A 15,897-nucleotide genomic window follows, 5' to 3' on the forward strand; every position below is an offset into this window, starting at 1 on the left:
TTGATGGAGGTAGTACCGATGGTCCAACGCACCCCCGCACCGAACGACCTGGAGCCGATCGAGCGCGCCAGCCGCGATGAATTGCAAGCGCTGCAGCTGGAGCGCTTGAAATGGTCGCTGAAGCACGCCTATGAGAACGTCAAGCATTACCGCGACGCCTTTGACGCGAAAGGCGTGCATCCGGACGACCTGAAATCGCTGTCCGACCTGGCGAAGTTCCCCTTCACCGACAAGAAGACCTTGCGCGACAACTACCCCTTTAACCTGTTCGCCGTGCCGCGCGAGAAAGTAGTGCGCGTGCATGCTTCCAGCGGCACTACCGGCAAGCCTACCGTTGTCGGCTACACGCAGAAGGACGTCGACATGTGGGCCGACGTGGTGGCCCGTTCCATCCGCGCAGCGGGCGGGCGCGCCGGCGACATGGTGCACATCTCCTACGGCTACGGCCTGTTCACCGGCGGCCTTGGTGCGCATTACGGCGCCGAGCGCCTGGGCTGCACCGTGATTCCGATGTCGGGCGGCCAGACCGAAAAGCAGGTGCAGCTGATCCAGGACTTCAAGCCTTCGATCATCATGGTCACGCCTTCCTACATGCTGAACATCGTGGAAGAATTCCAGCGCCAGGGCCTTGATTGCGCCAAGTCCTCGCTGCAGGTTGGCATCTTCGGCGCCGAGCCGTGGACCAATGCCATGCGCGGCGAGATCGAGCAGCGGGCCGGTATCGATGCGGTCGATATCTACGGCCTGTCGGAAGTGATCGGCCCGGGCGTGGCCAGCGAATGCATCGAATCGAAGGACGGTCCGGTCATCTGGGAAGATCATTTCTACCCCGAGATCATCGACCCGGAAACGGGCGAGGTGCTGCCGGACGGCGAAGAGGGCGAGCTGGTATTCACCTCCCTGAGCAAGGAAGCCATGCCGGTCGTGCGCTACCGCACGCGCGACCTCACGCGCCTGCTGCCGCCGACTTCGCGCTCCATGCGCCGCATCGGCAAGATCACCGGCCGTTCGGACGATATGCTGATCATCCGCGGCGTGAACGTTTTCCCGACCCAGATCGAGGAACAGATCTGCAAGCTGTCCAAGCTCGAACCGCAATACCAGCTGGTGGTAAGCCGCGACGGCCACCTCGACAAGCTGGAAGTGCTGGTGGAGCTGCGCGCCGGCATTGCCCGCAGCGACGCGGGCGACGTGGCGCGCGAACTGGAACAACGCATCAAGACCAATGTCGGCGTCAGCACGACCGTCACGCTGCTGGACGTGGGCGGCATCGAACGCACCGCGACCGGCAAGGCCAAACGAGTAATCGATAAACGACCAAAGGAACAACAATGACCGAAGCATTCATCTGCGACGCAGTTCGCACCCCATTCGGCCGCTACGGCGGCGCACTGGCAGGCGTGCGCGCAGACGACCTGGCGGCGATCCCGATTGCCGCCCTGGTGGCGCGCAATCCATCCGTGGACTGGAAGCAGGTGGACGACGTCTACTACGGCTGCGCCAACGGCGCGGGCGAAGACAACCGCAACGTGGGGCGCATGGCTGGCCTACTGGCCGGCCTGCCTGTGGAAGTGCCGGGCAACACCATCAACCGCCTGTGCGGCTCCTCGCTGGACGCGGTGGGCATGGCGGCGCGCGCCATCAAATCGGGCGAAGCGCAGCTGATCATCGCGGGCGGCGTGGAAAGCATGACCCGCGCGCCTTTCGTGATGGGCAAGGCCGACAGCGCCTTCTCGCGCAGCGCCAAGATCGAAGACACCACCATCGGCTGGCGTTTCGTCAACCCGCTGATGAAGCAGCAGTACGGCATCGACTCCATGCCGGAGACGGCGGAAAACGTGGCCGATCAATGGGCCGTGGCGCGCGCCGACCAGGATGCTTTCGCGATCCGCAGCCAGCAGCGCTGGGCTGCTGCCAATGCGGCCGGCTTCTTCAAAGGCGAGATCGTGCCGGTCACCATCCCGCAAAAGAAAGGCGATCCTAAGGTCATCGACACCGACGAACATCCGCGTCCTGATACCACTATCGAAGCGCTGGCCAAGCTGAAAGGCGTGGTCAAGCCGGACGGCACGGTCACCGCAGGCAATGCCTCCGGCGTCAACGACGGCGCTTGCGCGCTGCTGCTGGCGTCCAGCGCTGCCGTCGACAAGTTCGGCCTCAAGCCGCGGGCCAAGGTGCTGGGCATGGCCACTGCCGGCCTGGCGCCGCGCATCATGGGCTTCGGCCCATCGCCGGCCAGCAAGAAGGTGCTGGAGCAAGTGGGTCTTAGCATCGAGCAGATGGACGTGATCGAGCTGAACGAAGCCTTTGCTGCACAAGGCCTGGCAGTGACCCGCGACCTGGGCCTGGCGGACGACGACGCGCGCGTCAATCCGAACGGCGGCGCCATCGCCATCGGCCACCCGCTGGGCGCATCGGGCGCGCGCCTGGTGACGACGGCGCTGAACCAGCTGGAACGCACCGGCGGCCGCTATGCACTGTGCACCATGTGCATCGGTGTCGGCCAGGGCATCGCTCTGGTGATTGAGCGAGTCTGACCATGCCCTGCTACGAAATCAATGGCGTAAGGCCGGTGGTCCATCCCACCGCCTACGTGCACCCGAGTGCAGTGCTGATCGGCGACGTGATCGTCGGGCCGCGCTGCTACGTCGCGCCGCTGGCATCGCTGCGCGGCGACTTCGGCCGCCTGATCCTGGAGGAGGGCGCCAACGTGCAGGACACCTGCGTAATGCACGGCTTCCCTGGCGGCGACACCGTCGTTGAGCAGGATGGCCACATCGGACATGGCGCCGTGCTGCACGGCTGCCGCATCGGCCGCAACGCGCTGGTCGGCATGAATGCGGTCGTGATGGACAACGCCATTGTCGGTGCTGAGTGCATTATCGGCGCGGCCGCCTTCGTCAAGGCCGGCATGGAAATCCCGCCGCGCAGCATGGTGGTCGGCGCGCCGGCCAAGATCCTGCGCCAGGTCAGCGATAGCGAGATTGCGTGGAAGACGCTGGGCACCGGCCAGTACCACGAGCTGGCCGTGCGTTCGATGCAGACGATGGTGGAGTGCCAGCCCGACACCGAGGCTGCGCCGGGCCGCCAGCGCATGCAATGGGATACATCGCTGCCTATGCACCTGCACAAGCAAGCATTCGAGAAAAAATAAACGGAGAACACGAAATGGTACACACCCTGCAAAGCTTTATCGGCGGTCGTTGGCAAGGCAAGGAAGCAGCGAGCGCGCTGCACAGCGCCCTGGATAACCGCGTCATCTATCACACCCACGCCGAGCAGATCGACTTCGCCGAAGCCGTGCACTACGGCCGCAAGACCGGCATCCCGGCCCTGATGAAGCTGGACTTCCAGACCCGCGCCCAGCGCCTGAAAGCCCTGGCGGCGTACCTGATGGAGCGCAAGGAAGAACTGTATGCGATCTCCCACCTGACCGGCGCTACCCGTCCGGACAGCTGGGTCGACGTGGAAGGCGGCATCGGCACCTTGTTTGCCTACGCCAGCATGGGCAGCCGCGAGCTGCCGTCGTCGAACGTGCTGCATGAAGGCCCGGCCATGGCGCTGGGAAAGCGCGGCGGCTTCTCCGGCACCCACATCCTGGTGCCGCGCGGCGGCATCGCGGTGCACATCAACGCCTTCAACTTCCCGATCTGGGGCTTGCTGGAAAAGTTCGCGCCATCCTTCCTGGCCGCCATGCCTTGTATCGGCAAGCCTGCCAGCGCCACGTCCTACCTGACCGAAGCCCTCATCCGCATGATCAACGATTCCGGCCTGCTGCCGGAAGGCTCGCTGCAACTGGTGATCGGCAGCACGGGCGACCTGCTGGACCGTCTGGGCGGCGCCGACGTGGTGACCTTCACCGGTTCCGCCGACACGGCCGCCAAGCTGCGCTCCAACCGCAACCTGATCGCCAATTCCGTGCCATTCACTGCCGAAGCGGACTCGCTGAATTGCGCAATCCTGGCGCCGGACGTCACGCCTGACGATCCTGAGTTCGACTTGTTCGTGAAAGAAGTACAGCGCGAAATGACTACCAAGGCCGGCCAGAAATGTACCGCCGTGCGCCGTATCATCGTGCCGCGCCAGCATGCCGACGCGGTGGCCGAAAAGCTGCGCGAACGCCTGGCAAAGGTCGTGGTGGGCGATCCATCGGTGGAAGGCGTGCGCATGGGCGCACTGGCTTCCAAAGACCAGCAGCGCGACGTGGCGGAACGTGTGGCGCAACTGGCGCAAGGCAACGAGATCGTATTCGGCGGCGCAGGCGCACTGAAGCTGGTGGGCCAGGGTGTTGAAAATGGGTCCTTCTTCTCGCCGACCCTGCTGTTGTGCCGCGACGCGATGAACAACGACGCCGTGCATAACGTTGAAGCCTTCGGCCCGGTCAGCACCATGATGACCTACGACAGCATCGACGAAGCGCTGGAACTGGCCGCACGCGGCAAGGGTTCCCTGGTATCCTCGCTGATCACCAAGGACCCTGTCATTGCCGCCTACGCGGTGCCTATCGCCGCAGCTTCGCACGGTCGCGTTCACGTGCTGGACCGCGAATCGTCGGTCGACTCCACTGGCCACGGCTCGCCGTTGCCGCAGCTGAAACACGGCGGCCCTGGCCGCGCCGGCGGCGGTGAAGAACTGGGCGGCATCCGCGCCGTGCGTCACTTCCTGCAGCGCGCAGCGGTGCAAGGCTCGCCGACCATGCTGACCGCCATCACCGGCGAATATGTACGCGGCGGCGCCGTCAAGGAAAGCGACGTCCACCCGTTCCGCAAGTGCTTCGAAGACCTGGAGATCAGCGATTCCCTGCTGACCCATCGCCGCACCGTGAGCGAAGCCGACATCGTCAATTTCGGCGGCATCTCGGGCGACTTCTTCTACATGCACTTCGACGAGATCGCGGCCAAGGACACCCAGTTCGGCAAGCGAATCGCCCACGGCTACTTCGTGCTGTCGGCGGCTGCGGGTCTGTTCGTGTCGCCGGCGCCGGGCCCTGTGCTGGCCAACTACGGCCTGGACAACCTGCGCTTCATCACCCCGGTGGCGATCGGCGACACCATTCGCGCCCGCCTGACCTGCAAGCGCAAGGTCGACCGCAACCGCACGGATGACAAAGGCCGCGGCCAGGGCGTCGTGGCTTGGGACGTGCAGGTGACCAACCAGAACGACGAACTGGTGGCCAGCTACGACATCCTGACGCTGGTGTCCAAGCGCGCCTGAATGCGCAGCGCAAGCCAGCAAGCGGTTCCGCCAGCGGCGCCGCTTGCTGCCAGAAGCAGGAGCATGCCCGATAGATCCGAGGAGCTTTCGGCGTCTTCACAGGCAAGAGCACTTGCGCCCACCAGCACCACGGCAGCCGCAAGCGCTGCCACGGTACCGCTGCCTGCAAAATATGCCCAGCTTCGTGTCCCCGACTTGTTGGCCCGCTGGATCGTCAGCACAAAGGGCAGCAGGCCGCCGAGGAAAGCTGCGAGCCAGGCCATGCCTAGCACCTGCAAAACTAGCGAGGCCGGGGCGGCGAGCAAGGCAGGGGATGCGCCGCAGACTGCGGCAGCAGAGACGGCGGCGAGGTATGCCACGCATGCGTGGCGGAGGGAGATTTTGTTTTCCATGGCCAGCACTGTAGCGAGCCATTGTGCGTCCAGTATGAAGCCGTGATGAAGTGCCGCTAAATCATCAAATACACTACGCCGGCAAACGCCAGGACTATCAGCAGCACGGCCGTCCACTTCACCCTGTAGTGGACGGCATGGCATCGCTGGCAAACCCGCATCTTCGCGCCACCGCCACTGGCGAGCGGCAGTTCCTCGTAATTATTCCATCTGATTTCGGCGCAACAGAGCGCACACTTGCTAAGTTGATTACGCCGTCCACCGCGCCACTGGCGCAGACGGTCCGTCACCAGCGCCAACACTAGCAGCGCACTAAATAGCAGGAACAGTATCTTCATTGTGTGCTGACTTTAGCACAAGCCAGCACGAGCCCCCGGCGGCCAAGCCGGCCAGTACCAGCATGGGGACGAGCCGCAGCAGGTGGTGCGGCGAATAGGCGCATGCCAGCAAAGGGATGCATGCAATCGCAGTGCCTACTGCGCCGCCAACGAAATAGCCCACGCTGCCAAAGCCGTAGCGGATCGACAGCGCGATGGATGCCCCAAACGGCAGCAAGGAAATGACAAATGCCATGATCCAGGCCAGCACCAGTGTGGCGAGCGGGAAGCGTAGAGTCGCGTCGCCGTTGGCGAAGAAGTCCCACAGCTCGTTACCGCAGACGAAGGTGAGCGTCGCGCAGCTGACGGCAAACAGGTAGGCGTACGTGACGCGTTCGAGGGAAGTGTTGGTGTCCATGGCCCGCACTGTAGCGGGCCTATATGTGCTGGTTATGAAGCGACGGTGAAGCCGCTTCCAGTTGCCATCACGGTTTCTTCAGGGACTTGCGCGCTTTATCCAATTGCGCGGTTTCCTGTTCGCTCTGGCGGTTGACGAGGGCTTCCACCTCGTTTGCCGCAGCGACGATCCGATCGAGCAGGTCATTCACTGCTGCGACATTGTCATCGTCTTGGAAAATGATGGTCTCGCCGTCAAGCTTGGCCAGCCCCTTGCGTTCCTGCAGAAATGCGATCAGTTGCCGCTGCGCGGAAAACATCTTGCGATAGGTCTCGCCAAGGTCTCCGGCGAAGGTGAACAGGTTGGCCGTTACCGCATCCAGTTTGGCGCGGAACATTGGCTGGCCCGCAAATTCGCTTTTACCGATTTCCTGCTCGCGTTCGTGGATCGCGCCGTCCAGGCCTTTCAGCGCAACTGCCAGCGCATCTTCCGCTTTGTCCACCACGCCAGCCGCTTCAGCGTAGTTCTGTTTTTCGACAATGCCCCCAGGCTTGGTCTGTTCAAAGAAGTCCATCGCGTCCAGCTCGGTGTTCATGCGATGGAAGGTCAGCGCCATCTTTTGCGTGCTGTTGCCAACAGCCAGGATGAGCTGGTCCCACGGGCCGAAGCCGATGGTGCGGATCTCGATAGGGCGCCCGGTGCCGCTCACTTTCGCCAATTCCGCCTGCGTTTCCTCGATGGTCTTCAAGGCTTGCGTCGCCAGCTTGACGTCCAGCTCTTCGCGCACGCCGGCCATGGTGGAGGTCATCAACTCCGAAATCTTCGGCATCAATTCCGCGAATTTCTTGCTCGAAGGCTCAAAGTCGATCCGTTTCAGTACCTGGGTTTCTTCTGGCGTGAGTGGCGCGACTTTTTCACCGGTTTCGCCCAGGTTGGCGATGTAGCCCTGGATGCGGTGCCGGTAAGCCGGGTGGCGCACGGATGCTGCCACGCTGGCGGCCAGTTCCTGCGGGACGATTTTCGCCAGGCCAGGCAGCATCTTGGTGTTGAGGTCTTTCTTGCTAACCTTGCGCATGAAGTAGTCACGCATGGCACGGTTGTAGTTATCGGGTATCTTGACAAACTCCATGGCTTCGTAGAACGGCAGTCCGTCCAGGATGTCGTTCAGGTCTTTGGCGTATGCCGGGGACAGGGTTGCCGCAGGCGCAGCGGGTGCCGCAATTGCTGGCGATGCCACGGTGCCGCTGATGGCAAGGGAGAGCAGCAGCGCGCGGGCGATGGTCGTCAGGTTCATAGGAGGTTGAATCATTCGTTCACAGGCGCGACAGCTCGTGCTGCGCCGCTACATGGTATGGGTTGTCCAGAAGGCGCTTGTTCACGGCGCGCTGGAAGTAAGTCTTGGCTTTGACCTTTTGTCCGCTCGCCAGCCAATGGCGCCCGATGTAGAAATAGGTTTCGACAAGCCGCGCGTCGATGCCGCTGCCGGCGTTGCGCGTGGCGCGCGTGATCATCTGTTCCGGGTCGGTTTTGCCGTCCAACATGGCGCTGACATCGCCCAGCCAGGCCGCATCGGGGTCGCCGGCCTTGCCTGCGGCTGCGGGTTTGCCGCCGGCGATCTGCAGCCAGAGCGCGGCGCGCGCCTTTTCGGTGCGGTCTTCAAAGCGCGTTATCGCATCGCGGAAATCGGCTTGCGCGGGCGCCGCCTTGTCCTGGTACAGGATTGCCATTCCGCGCGCCAGGTAGATCTCCGCTTCGTCGCCGCCGCGTGCGATCACCTTGTTGTAATCGGCCTCGCTTTCCTTGAAGCGGCCGAGCGTGAAATTCACTTCGGCACGGCAGCGCAGCGCGGCGCTGGAACTTGGCTGCAGCTGCACCGCGCGCGACGCGTCCTTCAAGGCCTCGTCCTTGCGGCCCAGCCAGGCCAGGGCGACTGCGCGCTCGCACAGTGGCGGTACTGGATCGCGCCCGCTCGCCTCTGCGTTTGCGATGGCGCGGCTGGTGTTCGTCACCAGCACGGCGATGCGCTGTTCCTCGGTTTGCAGCGGAGGCGCGGCGGCGGGCGAAGGTGCGGGGGCCGGCGCGGCCGCCCCTATCATGTCGGCCTTGAACGCGTTGAGTCCTCCGGTCACAATTTCGTTGTACTGCTGGATATTCTTCACGTGCTGCGGCATGTCTGACGGCTGCACGCGGTCTCCCTTGATCGACAGCTTCAGGTTCACGTGCACATTGTTGCGGTCGGCTTCCAGCTTTCGCTGCAGCTGGAAGGCGCTGTCGTCGATGTCACGCGCAGCCTTGCCTGGCGTGATATTGAACGTCTCGGGCAGGCGCAGCGTGATGTCGTATTCGGCGTCGCCCGGGAAGGCCGGCACCGCCAGCGGATTCTTGCGGCGCGACGTTCCAGGCGGCGCGAAGATTTCCGTCATATTGCCCGGAGAGTAGGACATACTCCAGCCTTCTCCCGTTCGCATTTCGGAGAACAGGTTGGATACGCTGTAGCGCAGTTCCACCTTAAGCATATTGTTGACGCGGTCGTCCGTGACCTTTGGATCTCCCAGCAGCTGCGCTTCGGCATAGCGGCGCGCCATCACGGTCTCGTATGCTTTGCGGATTTCCTGCTTGCTCATGCCGGCCAGCGCTACGCGCATTTCTTCCGCTGCGGCGCCATGCAGCTCGCTCTCCTGCACCAGGCTGGCCGGCTTGTCGAAAGACGGCGTATCGAAACGTTCGCTGAGGCGGTGCTGTAAAGTTTGCGGCGCCGGCTGCGGAATCACGCTGAGAGTCGTGGTGCCCGGTTTGACCACCAGTACCTGGCGTCCCGCATGCGTCTGCCCCATGGTTTCGAGCTTGCCGTACTGGCCGCGGCGCGTCGGGTCCAGGTAGTACTCCTTGCCGTTCAAGGAAACGTGGACGATGGCATGGTTGAAGATGATGGGCGAGGGCAGCACGTTCGCCAGGCCCTTGTGCGTGCCCGTGTTCACCAGCACCGGGTTCGCATCGATGCCCAGGGCGCGCAGCATGGACACCGCCAGCAGGCTCTTGTCCTTGCAGTCGCCGTAGCGTCGTTCCAGCACCTGTGCAGGCGGAAATGGACGGTGCGAATTCTCGCCCATGGACACCGACAGGTAGCGGATCTCGTTCTGCACGTACTCCAGCACCTTGGCAACCTGTTCCTCCCTGGATTTTGCGGCGCGGGCGGCGCGCAAAGGCCCATCCAGTACGCCCGGCGCGGTGCGGGTGCTGAACAGGTCGAGCGCCCAGTCGTTCACCGTCCCCCAGTCATTGAAGTCGGAGAACTGCATCCAGCGAACCTGCTCCACGTCATCCGGCACGTACTGCTCCGGCAGCACGCCTTCCAGGCCCTTCTCCTCGAAGCGCATGATGCGGCGGCCGTCCTTGTACTCGGCCGACTGGTGCGGCATTTTCCCCTCGGTGGCGCCGACCAGGCGGTAATTGACGAAGCGCTCGGCCGGCATATTCAGGATGATGCGGCGATAGGCGGAAGGGAAAGCATTGTCCCAATGCCCATCCTGCAGCACGTGCTGGCCGAATACCGGGTTCTGGCCGCTAACGGAGTATTCGTATTCCATCGTGTCGCCCACGCGCAGGTCGTTCACCACGATTTGCGCGCTCACCGAGCCATCGTAAATGCCGTGCTCCAGGTTACGCTCTCGCTGCAGGAAACGGATGTCAGCGCTGGCCGTCTGGTCGATCACCTGGCCGCCACGATGGACTGCGACCTTATGCAGGTACAGGCGCTGGTAATCCGGCTGGAAATCGATAGGAATCTGCGCCAGGCCATCCAGCCCGGAAGGCTGGTGCGCGATCGCCGCCCGGCGTACGTAGTAGCTGGTGGTACCGCCCACATAAATCTGCAGGTCGGCAAAGCGCATGCTTGCCGTACCGTCCTTGAGCGGGGCTGGCAAGGCAGCCAGGCGCTCGACCCATACGGGAATCGGCGCGCCGCGCTCGAAGGAACGCTCGGCTTGCGGCGCGCTTTGCTGCGCGAGCGGGGCCTGTCCCTGGGCTTGGGCGGCGGAGATGAAAGGCGTGAAAGGGGCGAAGGGCGCGGCGCATAAGGCCGCAGCAAGGGCCAGGCGGACGGCCTTGGCGGCCGGTGAGAGTCGGGACATCGTTTGCGTGCTCGGGTAAATTTTGCAACAGTTGAGTAAATAGTATTGCAATAACGGAATCCTGTGCAAGCATGAATGCTTCTCAAGGGGAGGCGAAAATGAAAACAGGCGGCTGGATGCTCGCTTGCGCCTTGCTGTCGGCGCAGGCTGCGGTTGCGGGAGACTTGAAACTGGTGCGCGGCAAATACCTGGTGGAGGGCGTGCTGGCCTGCGCCAACTGCCATGCGGTGCGCGACAAGAATGGTGCGGTGATCGCCGAGAAGGGCATGGCGGGCGGTTTCGAGTTTGCCGACGCGATGTTCAAATCGTATGCGGCCAATATCACGCCTGACCGCGAAACCGGCATTGGCAAATGGACGGACGTCCAGTTGGGCAAGGCGATCCGCGAAGGCATACGGCCCGATGGCAGCCTGATTGGCCCGCCCATGCCTATCCACTTCTACCGCAACCTCTCCGATTCGGACTTGGCGGCCACTATCAAATACCTGCGCGCCCGGCCGGCAGTGTCGAACGTGGTGCCCAAGTCCACGTTCAATTTCCCGCTGCCGCCCAATTACGGCCCGCCGCTGAAAAAGGTTGCGGCGCCGCCGATGAAGGACAGGGTGGCATACGGCGGCTACCTCGTCGCCATCGCGCATTGCATGGAATGCCATACGCCACGCGATGAGAAGGGGATGCTGGTCATGGCCAGCCTGGGCGCTGGCGGACAGAATATCAAAGGCCCCTGGGGCGACAGCATCTCGCGCAACCTGACGCCGCATGCCGAGGGCCTGCGCGATTGGAGCGACGACGAGATCGCGTCGGCGATCCGTACCGGCAAGGACCGCAGCGGCCAGCCCTACAAGCCGCCGATGGCCTTCAATTGGTACCACAACATCAGCGACCCTGACGTCCTGGCCATCGTGGCTTACCTGCGCACCCTGCCGCCGCGAGCCGGGGCCAATTGAGGCTAAATGGCGCTGCAGGCGTTATCATTGCCGCGCCATTCCCAACTCTTTCAGGTATTTCATGAAATTTGTATCCAAGGCGGCGATTGCCGCCGCGGTCGTGCTCACGGCTTGCGCTTCGGTCTCCGGCACAAAATTCGTCCAGCAGGAAAGCGCGATGCCGAAATTGGCGGCCGACCAGGGCCGCGTGTATTTTTACCGTGTCGATGCCTTGACCGGCGGTGGCCTGAATGCCCCGGTCAAGCTTGACGGAGCAGTGGTCGGAGATTCGGTGTCGGGCGGCTATTTCTTCGTCGATGCCGCCGCCGGCCGTCATCAAGCTTCCGCCGCCACGAAGTTCGTTACCAAAGAACTGTCCTTTGTCCTGGAACGCGGGGAAACCAAGTATGTGCGCACCAAGGCGCAATTCGTCGGGAAGATCGCCAGGGTTGTTCCCGAGCTGGTGAGCGCCGACGTCGCCCTGAAGGAACTGCCTTCGCTGGGCTACATCGGCGCGCCAAAGCCTAACTGATTCAGGCTTCCAGGCCGAAAGGATCGTCGATGGAGTGGGACGGCTGCGTGAACCAGCGCGGGCCGTCTTCCGCCATGTAGAAGTGGTCTTCCAGGCGCACGCCGAATTCGCCAGGCGCCACGATCATCGGTTCGTTCGAGAAGCTCATGCCCACGTCGAGCGGGGTCTTGTCGCCGCCCACCAGGTAAGGCCATTCGTGGATGTCCAGGCCGATGCCGTGGCCGGTGCGGTGCGGCAGGCCCGGCAGCTTGTATTCCGGGCCGAAGCCGTTGGACAGCAGCGAACGGCGCGCGGCCAGGTCCACCTCTTCGCACGGCACGCCCAGCTGCGCGGCTTCGAAGGCGGCCTGTTGCGCCGCCTTCTCGGCATTCCACACTTCGCGCTGGCGCGCGCTCGGCTCGCCGTACACATAGGTGCGGGTGATGTCGGAAATGTAGTTGTGCAGCTTGCAGCCGGTGTCGATCAGCACCGTGTCGCCCTTTTTCAGCGTCTGTATATACGACACGCCGTGCGGGAAGGAGCTGGCCACGCCGAACAGTACGATCACGAAATAGGAGCCGGCCGGCGCGCCCACCTTGCGGTGCGCTTTGTCGATAAAGTCGGCCACCTCGGTGGTGGTGATGCCTTCGCGCAGGATGCTGGCGGTGGCGATATGCACGGCCATGGTCATGTCTTTGGCGCGCTGCATCAGGGCGATTTCCGCCTTGGACTTGCGGGTGCGGCAATGGGCCGTCACAGGACGCGCGTTTTCCAGCGTATAGCCTTCGGCCAGCGGGCGGATGCCGTCGAAGATGAAGAAGGCGCTGCTTTCGTCCAGGCCGATGCGCGGCGGCTGTGCGGCATTCGGCACAATGCCCATTTTCTTCAGCACCCCGATGAAGAGCGCGTAAGGGCTTTCATGCTCATGCCAGCAGTTGACCGCGCCTTCCACCAGCATGAAGTCCTTCAGCGTATCTTCTTCGAAGGCGGGGGCGATGTATTCCACCGGGCCGCTGGCAGGCAGGATGGCGCCGACCATGCGTTCGCTCGGGTGCCACTTGGTGCCGGTGAAGTAGAGCAGGCCGGAACCGGCATTGATGTAGATGGCGGCGATGCCTTGCTGGCGCATGAAAGCCTGCGCCTTTTCGATGCGCGCCAGGTGTTCGCTTTTGCCGATCGGGGTAGCGCCCGCTGTCATGTCCGACAGGGATGCCAGTGCCTCTTCCATAGTCTTGCCGCCAATACCAATGCCCATGTTGCCTCCTTAAAAACAAGGAAAACATCATAGCACCGCAGGGGCGTAAAAAAGCCGGCTATGCAGCTATCGTACTTGGGGATGACGATAGCCGCATACCGGCCAAGCTGCTGCTTACTCGAACTTATTGAACTTGCACGCTTACCTTATCGACCACGAAGGAAGTCTGCAGCGAGTAGTCTTCCGTCATGTTGAAGTGGATGCGCACGGTCTGGCCTTTGTACGGCAACAGGTTGAACGTGCGGATCTGGTAACCGCTGGCAGGCATGGCGTTGGTATAGGTCGCCAGGGTGCCCAGGGTAGTGCCGGAGCTGTTCTTCACGGACACGACCATCTTGTCGTACACGGTGCTGCCCGATTCCGCGGTGTCGATATGCAGCGCGAACGACAGGGTTGCCGCCGTTGCGGTCGATGGGATGGTGATGGTCTGGTACAGGGTTTCGGTAGCGGTGGTGCCGTTACCGCCCAGCCATGCGAAGCGGCTGCCTTCGTACGCAGTCTGGCCGCTGTAGTTGCCGATCACGCCGGTGGTGCCGGCCCATGGCGAAGTGCCCGACTCGAAGCCGCCGTTGACGATCAGCTCCGACTGTGGAGGCGTGGTGCCCACGGTCAGGGTGGCGTTGTTCGAGGTGGCGGTCTTCACCGGCGACGAGGAGTCGCTGACCACGGCCTTGAACACGGCGCCGTTGTCGGCGCTTTGCGCTACGAAGGAGTAGGTAGCCGAAGTGGCGCCGGAAATCTGGGCGCCGTTGCGGTACCACGCGTAGCTGTAAGGAGCGCTGCCGCCCGCTGCGCCTACGGTGAAGGAGGCGGTGCCGCCTGGAGCAACGGTCACGTTGTTCGGCTGGGTAGTGATCGAGACGGTGCCTGGATTGGCCTCGTCCACGTCGGCGCCGACGTTGATGGCGGCGTATGCACGCTTGACTGCGGTCGATTCAGGGCTGCCTACGCCATACAGCTGTTCCGCCGATTCGATCATCTTCAGGCGTGCGTTCGCATAGTTGGTGGACGCGGTGAACTTGGTGGTGTTCGCCTTGAACCAGATGCGGAACGCCTTGTCGTTGCCGATACCGGTCATCGCCAGCGGCTGTTTGTTCAGGTAGGAGCTGTACATCTCGCTGGAGGACGAGGAGTTCGAACCCTGCGACAGGAAGTAGAACATGCGGTTGTTCGGCCCCGAGGAGTAGTGCACGTCGATATTGCCCAGGGTGCTACTCCAGGCATCGCGCGATGCGCCATCCTTGGACGGCTTCCACATCCAGCGCAGCGGCTGGCCGGACTTGCTGATCTCCTTGCCCATCATCCAGTCGTTGCCGCCCGGGACGGTGGTACCGGTGCCGCCGTTGCGGGCATAGGCTTCCACCATGTCGCCGGTGATGTCGGAGTTCGATTCGTTCAGGCCGCCCGATTCGCCGGAGTAGGTCAGATTGGAGGTGGCGTCGGTCACGCCGTGGCCCATTTCGTGGCCGATCACGTCGATCGAGCCAAGGCTGTAGAAGCTCGAACCGTCGCCGATATACATGCACTTGCAACCGGAATCGAAGAAGGCGTTGTCGTAGTTGTTGTCGACGTGGACGGCGATATAGGTTGCGGTGTTGTTGCCGTCCAGGGACGACCAGCCCATCACGTTTTTCAGCGTGTCATAGGTGTTCATCAGGCCCCACAGCGCATTCACTGCAGCGGTCTGGCCGTTGGCGTTGGTGGTGCTGCCGCCGCTCACGTATTGCTGGCCATCGCCCCAGGTATTGGTGGTGTTGGTGTAGATCGAACCGGCGCTTGGGTTGTTGGCCGAGGAGTGGTTGGCGTTGGTGATGGCCATGCCGCCGAAGGTACCGCCGGTGCCGCGGGTCGAATCCAGCATTTTGTAGGTGGAGCCGGACAGGGTGGTCTGGATAGGCACGTCGCCGTTGTACTGGCTGTGGCCTACGCCGACTGCGGTTTGCAGGGCGTTCCACTGCTTGATCACGGAGCCGTTCTGGGCGTTGATCACGGTGTCGCGGAAGACCGGACGGCCGTCTTTGTTCATGCGGGTTTTGACCAGGTAGGCCAGCTCGTAGTGGTCGACCACTTCTTCCACGTCCAGCGCATTCAGTGCGCTTTCGGCCTTGTTGGCGGCGGCTGCGGTGCGCACGGTCTTGACCACTGGCCAGATCAGCAGTTCGGCGTCCGGCTTGACGCGGTGCTCGCTGCCTGGAGTGCGGGAGACGGCGACACGGATCGCTTCTTCGGAACTGAAGGCGGCGTGGGTGTCAGGAGCGCCCTTGCCGGCGGCCTTGGCGGAACGCGAAGCGTCCAGGCCATTGCGCCGGTCGGAGGCGGATTCACTGATGATTTCACCACGTTCGTCGGTGACCACGACGGATTCGGAACCGAATACGCGCAGGCCCTGGAAGGTGTGGTCGGCGCGCACGATACGCTCGCCGTGCACGCCCGGCTGCTGTTCGCGCAGCTTATATCCGTGTTCGCTATCAAGGCCGGCGGCAGCGCGGCGGGAGTCCAGGCGGGAGACCAGGCTGGCCTTGGCGTCTGCGCTCATAGGCTGCGCTGGAGAGGCCATCAAGGTGTCTGGCAGGACGCCTGCAAATGCAGGGGCGAACGAGGCGGCAACGGCTGCGGCCAACAGGCTTTTGCGAAGTTTCATCGACTCTCCTAGGGGAACTTGGGTTGGTGGGAGAGTCGAAGTTATGCCTGTTTTTTGTGCAAGTCAAAAATCTTGCAAAATAAGTCATTTCAATCGTGTTTGTTAATTTCTAGA

13 protein-coding genes are annotated in these 15,897 nt (G+C 62.9%); 6 read left to right on the forward strand and 7 right to left on the reverse strand.

Going from position 1 to position 15,897, the window contains the following annotated elements:
- The first annotated feature begins 18 nt into the window (after positions 1-18).
- From paaK to paaZ, 4 genes are read left to right on the forward strand one after another with little or no spacing between them, the layout of a single operon-like run.
- Entirely contained in the window at positions 19-1,335 is a 1,317-nt protein-coding gene (gene paaK, locus AC1RTP_RS10590) for a phenylacetate--CoA ligase PaaK (protein ID WP_498607304.1), read from the forward strand.
- Positions 1,332-2,537 carry a 3-oxoadipyl-CoA thiolase gene (pcaF, locus tag AC1RTP_RS10595; RefSeq protein ID WP_498607306.1) on the forward strand — a complete coding sequence of 402 codons (1,206 nt, stop codon included), beginning with the start codon at positions 1,332-1,334 and terminating at the stop codon, positions 2,535-2,537. The genes paaK and pcaF overlap by 4 nt, the downstream gene beginning before the upstream one ends.
- A 2-nt stretch (positions 2,538-2,539) precedes the next feature.
- Positions 2,540-3,154 carry a phenylacetic acid degradation protein PaaY gene (paaY, locus tag AC1RTP_RS10600; protein ID WP_498607308.1) on the forward strand — a complete coding sequence of 205 codons (615 nt, stop codon included), beginning with the start codon at positions 2,540-2,542 and terminating at the stop codon, positions 3,152-3,154.
- A gap of 14 nt (positions 3,155-3,168) precedes the next feature.
- Entirely contained in the window at positions 3,169-5,214 is a 2,046-nt protein-coding gene (paaZ, locus tag AC1RTP_RS10605; protein ID WP_498607310.1) for a phenylacetic acid degradation bifunctional protein PaaZ, read from the forward strand.
- Here the strand turns inward: paaZ and AC1RTP_RS10610 are convergent.
- From AC1RTP_RS10610 to AC1RTP_RS10630, 5 genes are all read right to left on the reverse strand, one after another.
- On the reverse strand, positions 5,178-5,606 hold the full coding sequence (locus AC1RTP_RS10610; protein WP_498607312.1) for a hypothetical protein: 429 nt from the start codon (positions 5,604-5,606) through the stop codon (positions 5,178-5,180). The genes paaZ and AC1RTP_RS10610 overlap by 37 nt on opposite strands.
- 56 nt (positions 5,607-5,662) lie before the next feature.
- Positions 5,663-5,944: a hypothetical protein gene (locus tag AC1RTP_RS10615; RefSeq protein ID WP_498607313.1), complete on the reverse strand. Its 282-nt coding sequence runs from the start codon at positions 5,942-5,944 to the stop codon at positions 5,663-5,665.
- Positions 5,919-6,341 (reverse strand): hypothetical protein, encoded by a 423-nt coding sequence (locus AC1RTP_RS10620; protein ID WP_498607315.1) that lies wholly within the window; start codon positions 6,339-6,341, stop codon positions 5,919-5,921. Before AC1RTP_RS10620 ends, AC1RTP_RS10615 begins: the two co-directional genes overlap by 26 nt.
- A 67-nt stretch (positions 6,342-6,408) precedes the next feature.
- On the reverse strand, positions 6,409-7,629 hold the full coding sequence (locus tag AC1RTP_RS10625; protein ID WP_498607317.1) for a hypothetical protein: 1,221 nt from the start codon (positions 7,627-7,629) through the stop codon (positions 6,409-6,411).
- A gap of 4 nt (positions 7,630-7,633) precedes the next feature.
- Entirely contained in the window at positions 7,634-10,450 is a 2,817-nt protein-coding gene (locus tag AC1RTP_RS10630) for a DUF3857 domain-containing protein (RefSeq protein ID WP_498607319.1), read from the reverse strand.
- A 98-nt stretch (positions 10,451-10,548) separates the two neighbouring features.
- On the opposite strand from AC1RTP_RS10630, the gene AC1RTP_RS10635 reads away from it, so the two are divergent.
- Entirely contained in the window at positions 10,549-11,397 is an 849-nt protein-coding gene (locus AC1RTP_RS10635) for a c-type cytochrome (protein ID WP_498607321.1), read from the forward strand.
- Between the two features lie 61 nt (positions 11,398-11,458).
- Positions 11,459-11,908, forward strand: coding sequence for a DUF2846 domain-containing protein (locus AC1RTP_RS10640; protein ID WP_498607323.1), 450 nt, complete (start codon positions 11,459-11,461; stop codon positions 11,906-11,908).
- A 1-nt stretch (position 11,909) separates the two neighbouring features.
- On the opposite strand, the gene AC1RTP_RS10645 is transcribed toward AC1RTP_RS10640, so the two are convergent.
- Positions 11,910-13,136, reverse strand: coding sequence for a M24 family metallopeptidase (locus AC1RTP_RS10645; RefSeq protein ID WP_498608045.1), 1,227 nt, complete (start codon positions 13,134-13,136; stop codon positions 11,910-11,912).
- A 130-nt stretch (positions 13,137-13,266) separates the two neighbouring features.
- Entirely contained in the window at positions 13,267-15,783 is a 2,517-nt protein-coding gene (locus AC1RTP_RS10650; RefSeq protein WP_498607325.1) for a M4 family metallopeptidase, read from the reverse strand.
- Between the last annotated feature and the right edge of the window lie 114 nt (positions 15,784-15,897).

It is taken from the genome of Pseudoduganella sp. GW821-FHT11H04 (assembly GCF_058807935.1).

What these genes read in the sequence shown, in the direction of transcription:
- paaY (WP_498607308.1), top strand. Translation starts at nt 2,540, where the DNA reads ATGCCCTGCTACGAAATCAATGGCGTAAGGCCGGTGGTCCATCCCACC.
- AC1RTP_RS10640 (WP_498607323.1), top strand. Translation starts at nt 11,459, where the DNA reads ATGAAATTTGTATCCAAGGCGGCGATTGCCGCCGCGGTCGTGCTCACG.
- pcaF (WP_498607306.1), top strand. Translation starts at nt 1,332, where the DNA reads ATGACCGAAGCATTCATCTGCGACGCAGTTCGCACCCCATTCGGCCGC.
- AC1RTP_RS10620 (WP_498607315.1), bottom strand. Translation starts at nt 6,341, where the DNA reads ATGGACACCAACACTTCCCTCGAACGCGTCACGTACGCCTACCTGTTT.
- AC1RTP_RS10630 (WP_498607319.1), bottom strand. Translation starts at nt 10,450, where the DNA reads ATGTCCCGACTCTCACCGGCCGCCAAGGCCGTCCGCCTGGCCCTTGCT.
- AC1RTP_RS10615 (WP_498607313.1), bottom strand. Translation starts at nt 5,944, where the DNA reads ATGAAGATACTGTTCCTGCTATTTAGTGCGCTGCTAGTGTTGGCGCTG.
- AC1RTP_RS10635 (WP_498607321.1), top strand. Translation starts at nt 10,549, where the DNA reads ATGAAAACAGGCGGCTGGATGCTCGCTTGCGCCTTGCTGTCGGCGCAG.
- paaZ (WP_498607310.1), top strand. Translation starts at nt 3,169, where the DNA reads ATGGTACACACCCTGCAAAGCTTTATCGGCGGTCGTTGGCAAGGCAAG.
- paaK (WP_498607304.1), top strand. Translation starts at nt 19, where the DNA reads ATGGTCCAACGCACCCCCGCACCGAACGACCTGGAGCCGATCGAGCGC.
- AC1RTP_RS10610 (WP_498607312.1), bottom strand. Translation starts at nt 5,606, where the DNA reads ATGGAAAACAAAATCTCCCTCCGCCACGCATGCGTGGCATACCTCGCC.
- AC1RTP_RS10625 (WP_498607317.1), bottom strand. Translation starts at nt 7,629, where the DNA reads ATGATTCAACCTCCTATGAACCTGACGACCATCGCCCGCGCGCTGCTG.
- AC1RTP_RS10650 (WP_498607325.1), bottom strand. Translation starts at nt 15,783, where the DNA reads ATGAAACTTCGCAAAAGCCTGTTGGCCGCAGCCGTTGCCGCCTCGTTC.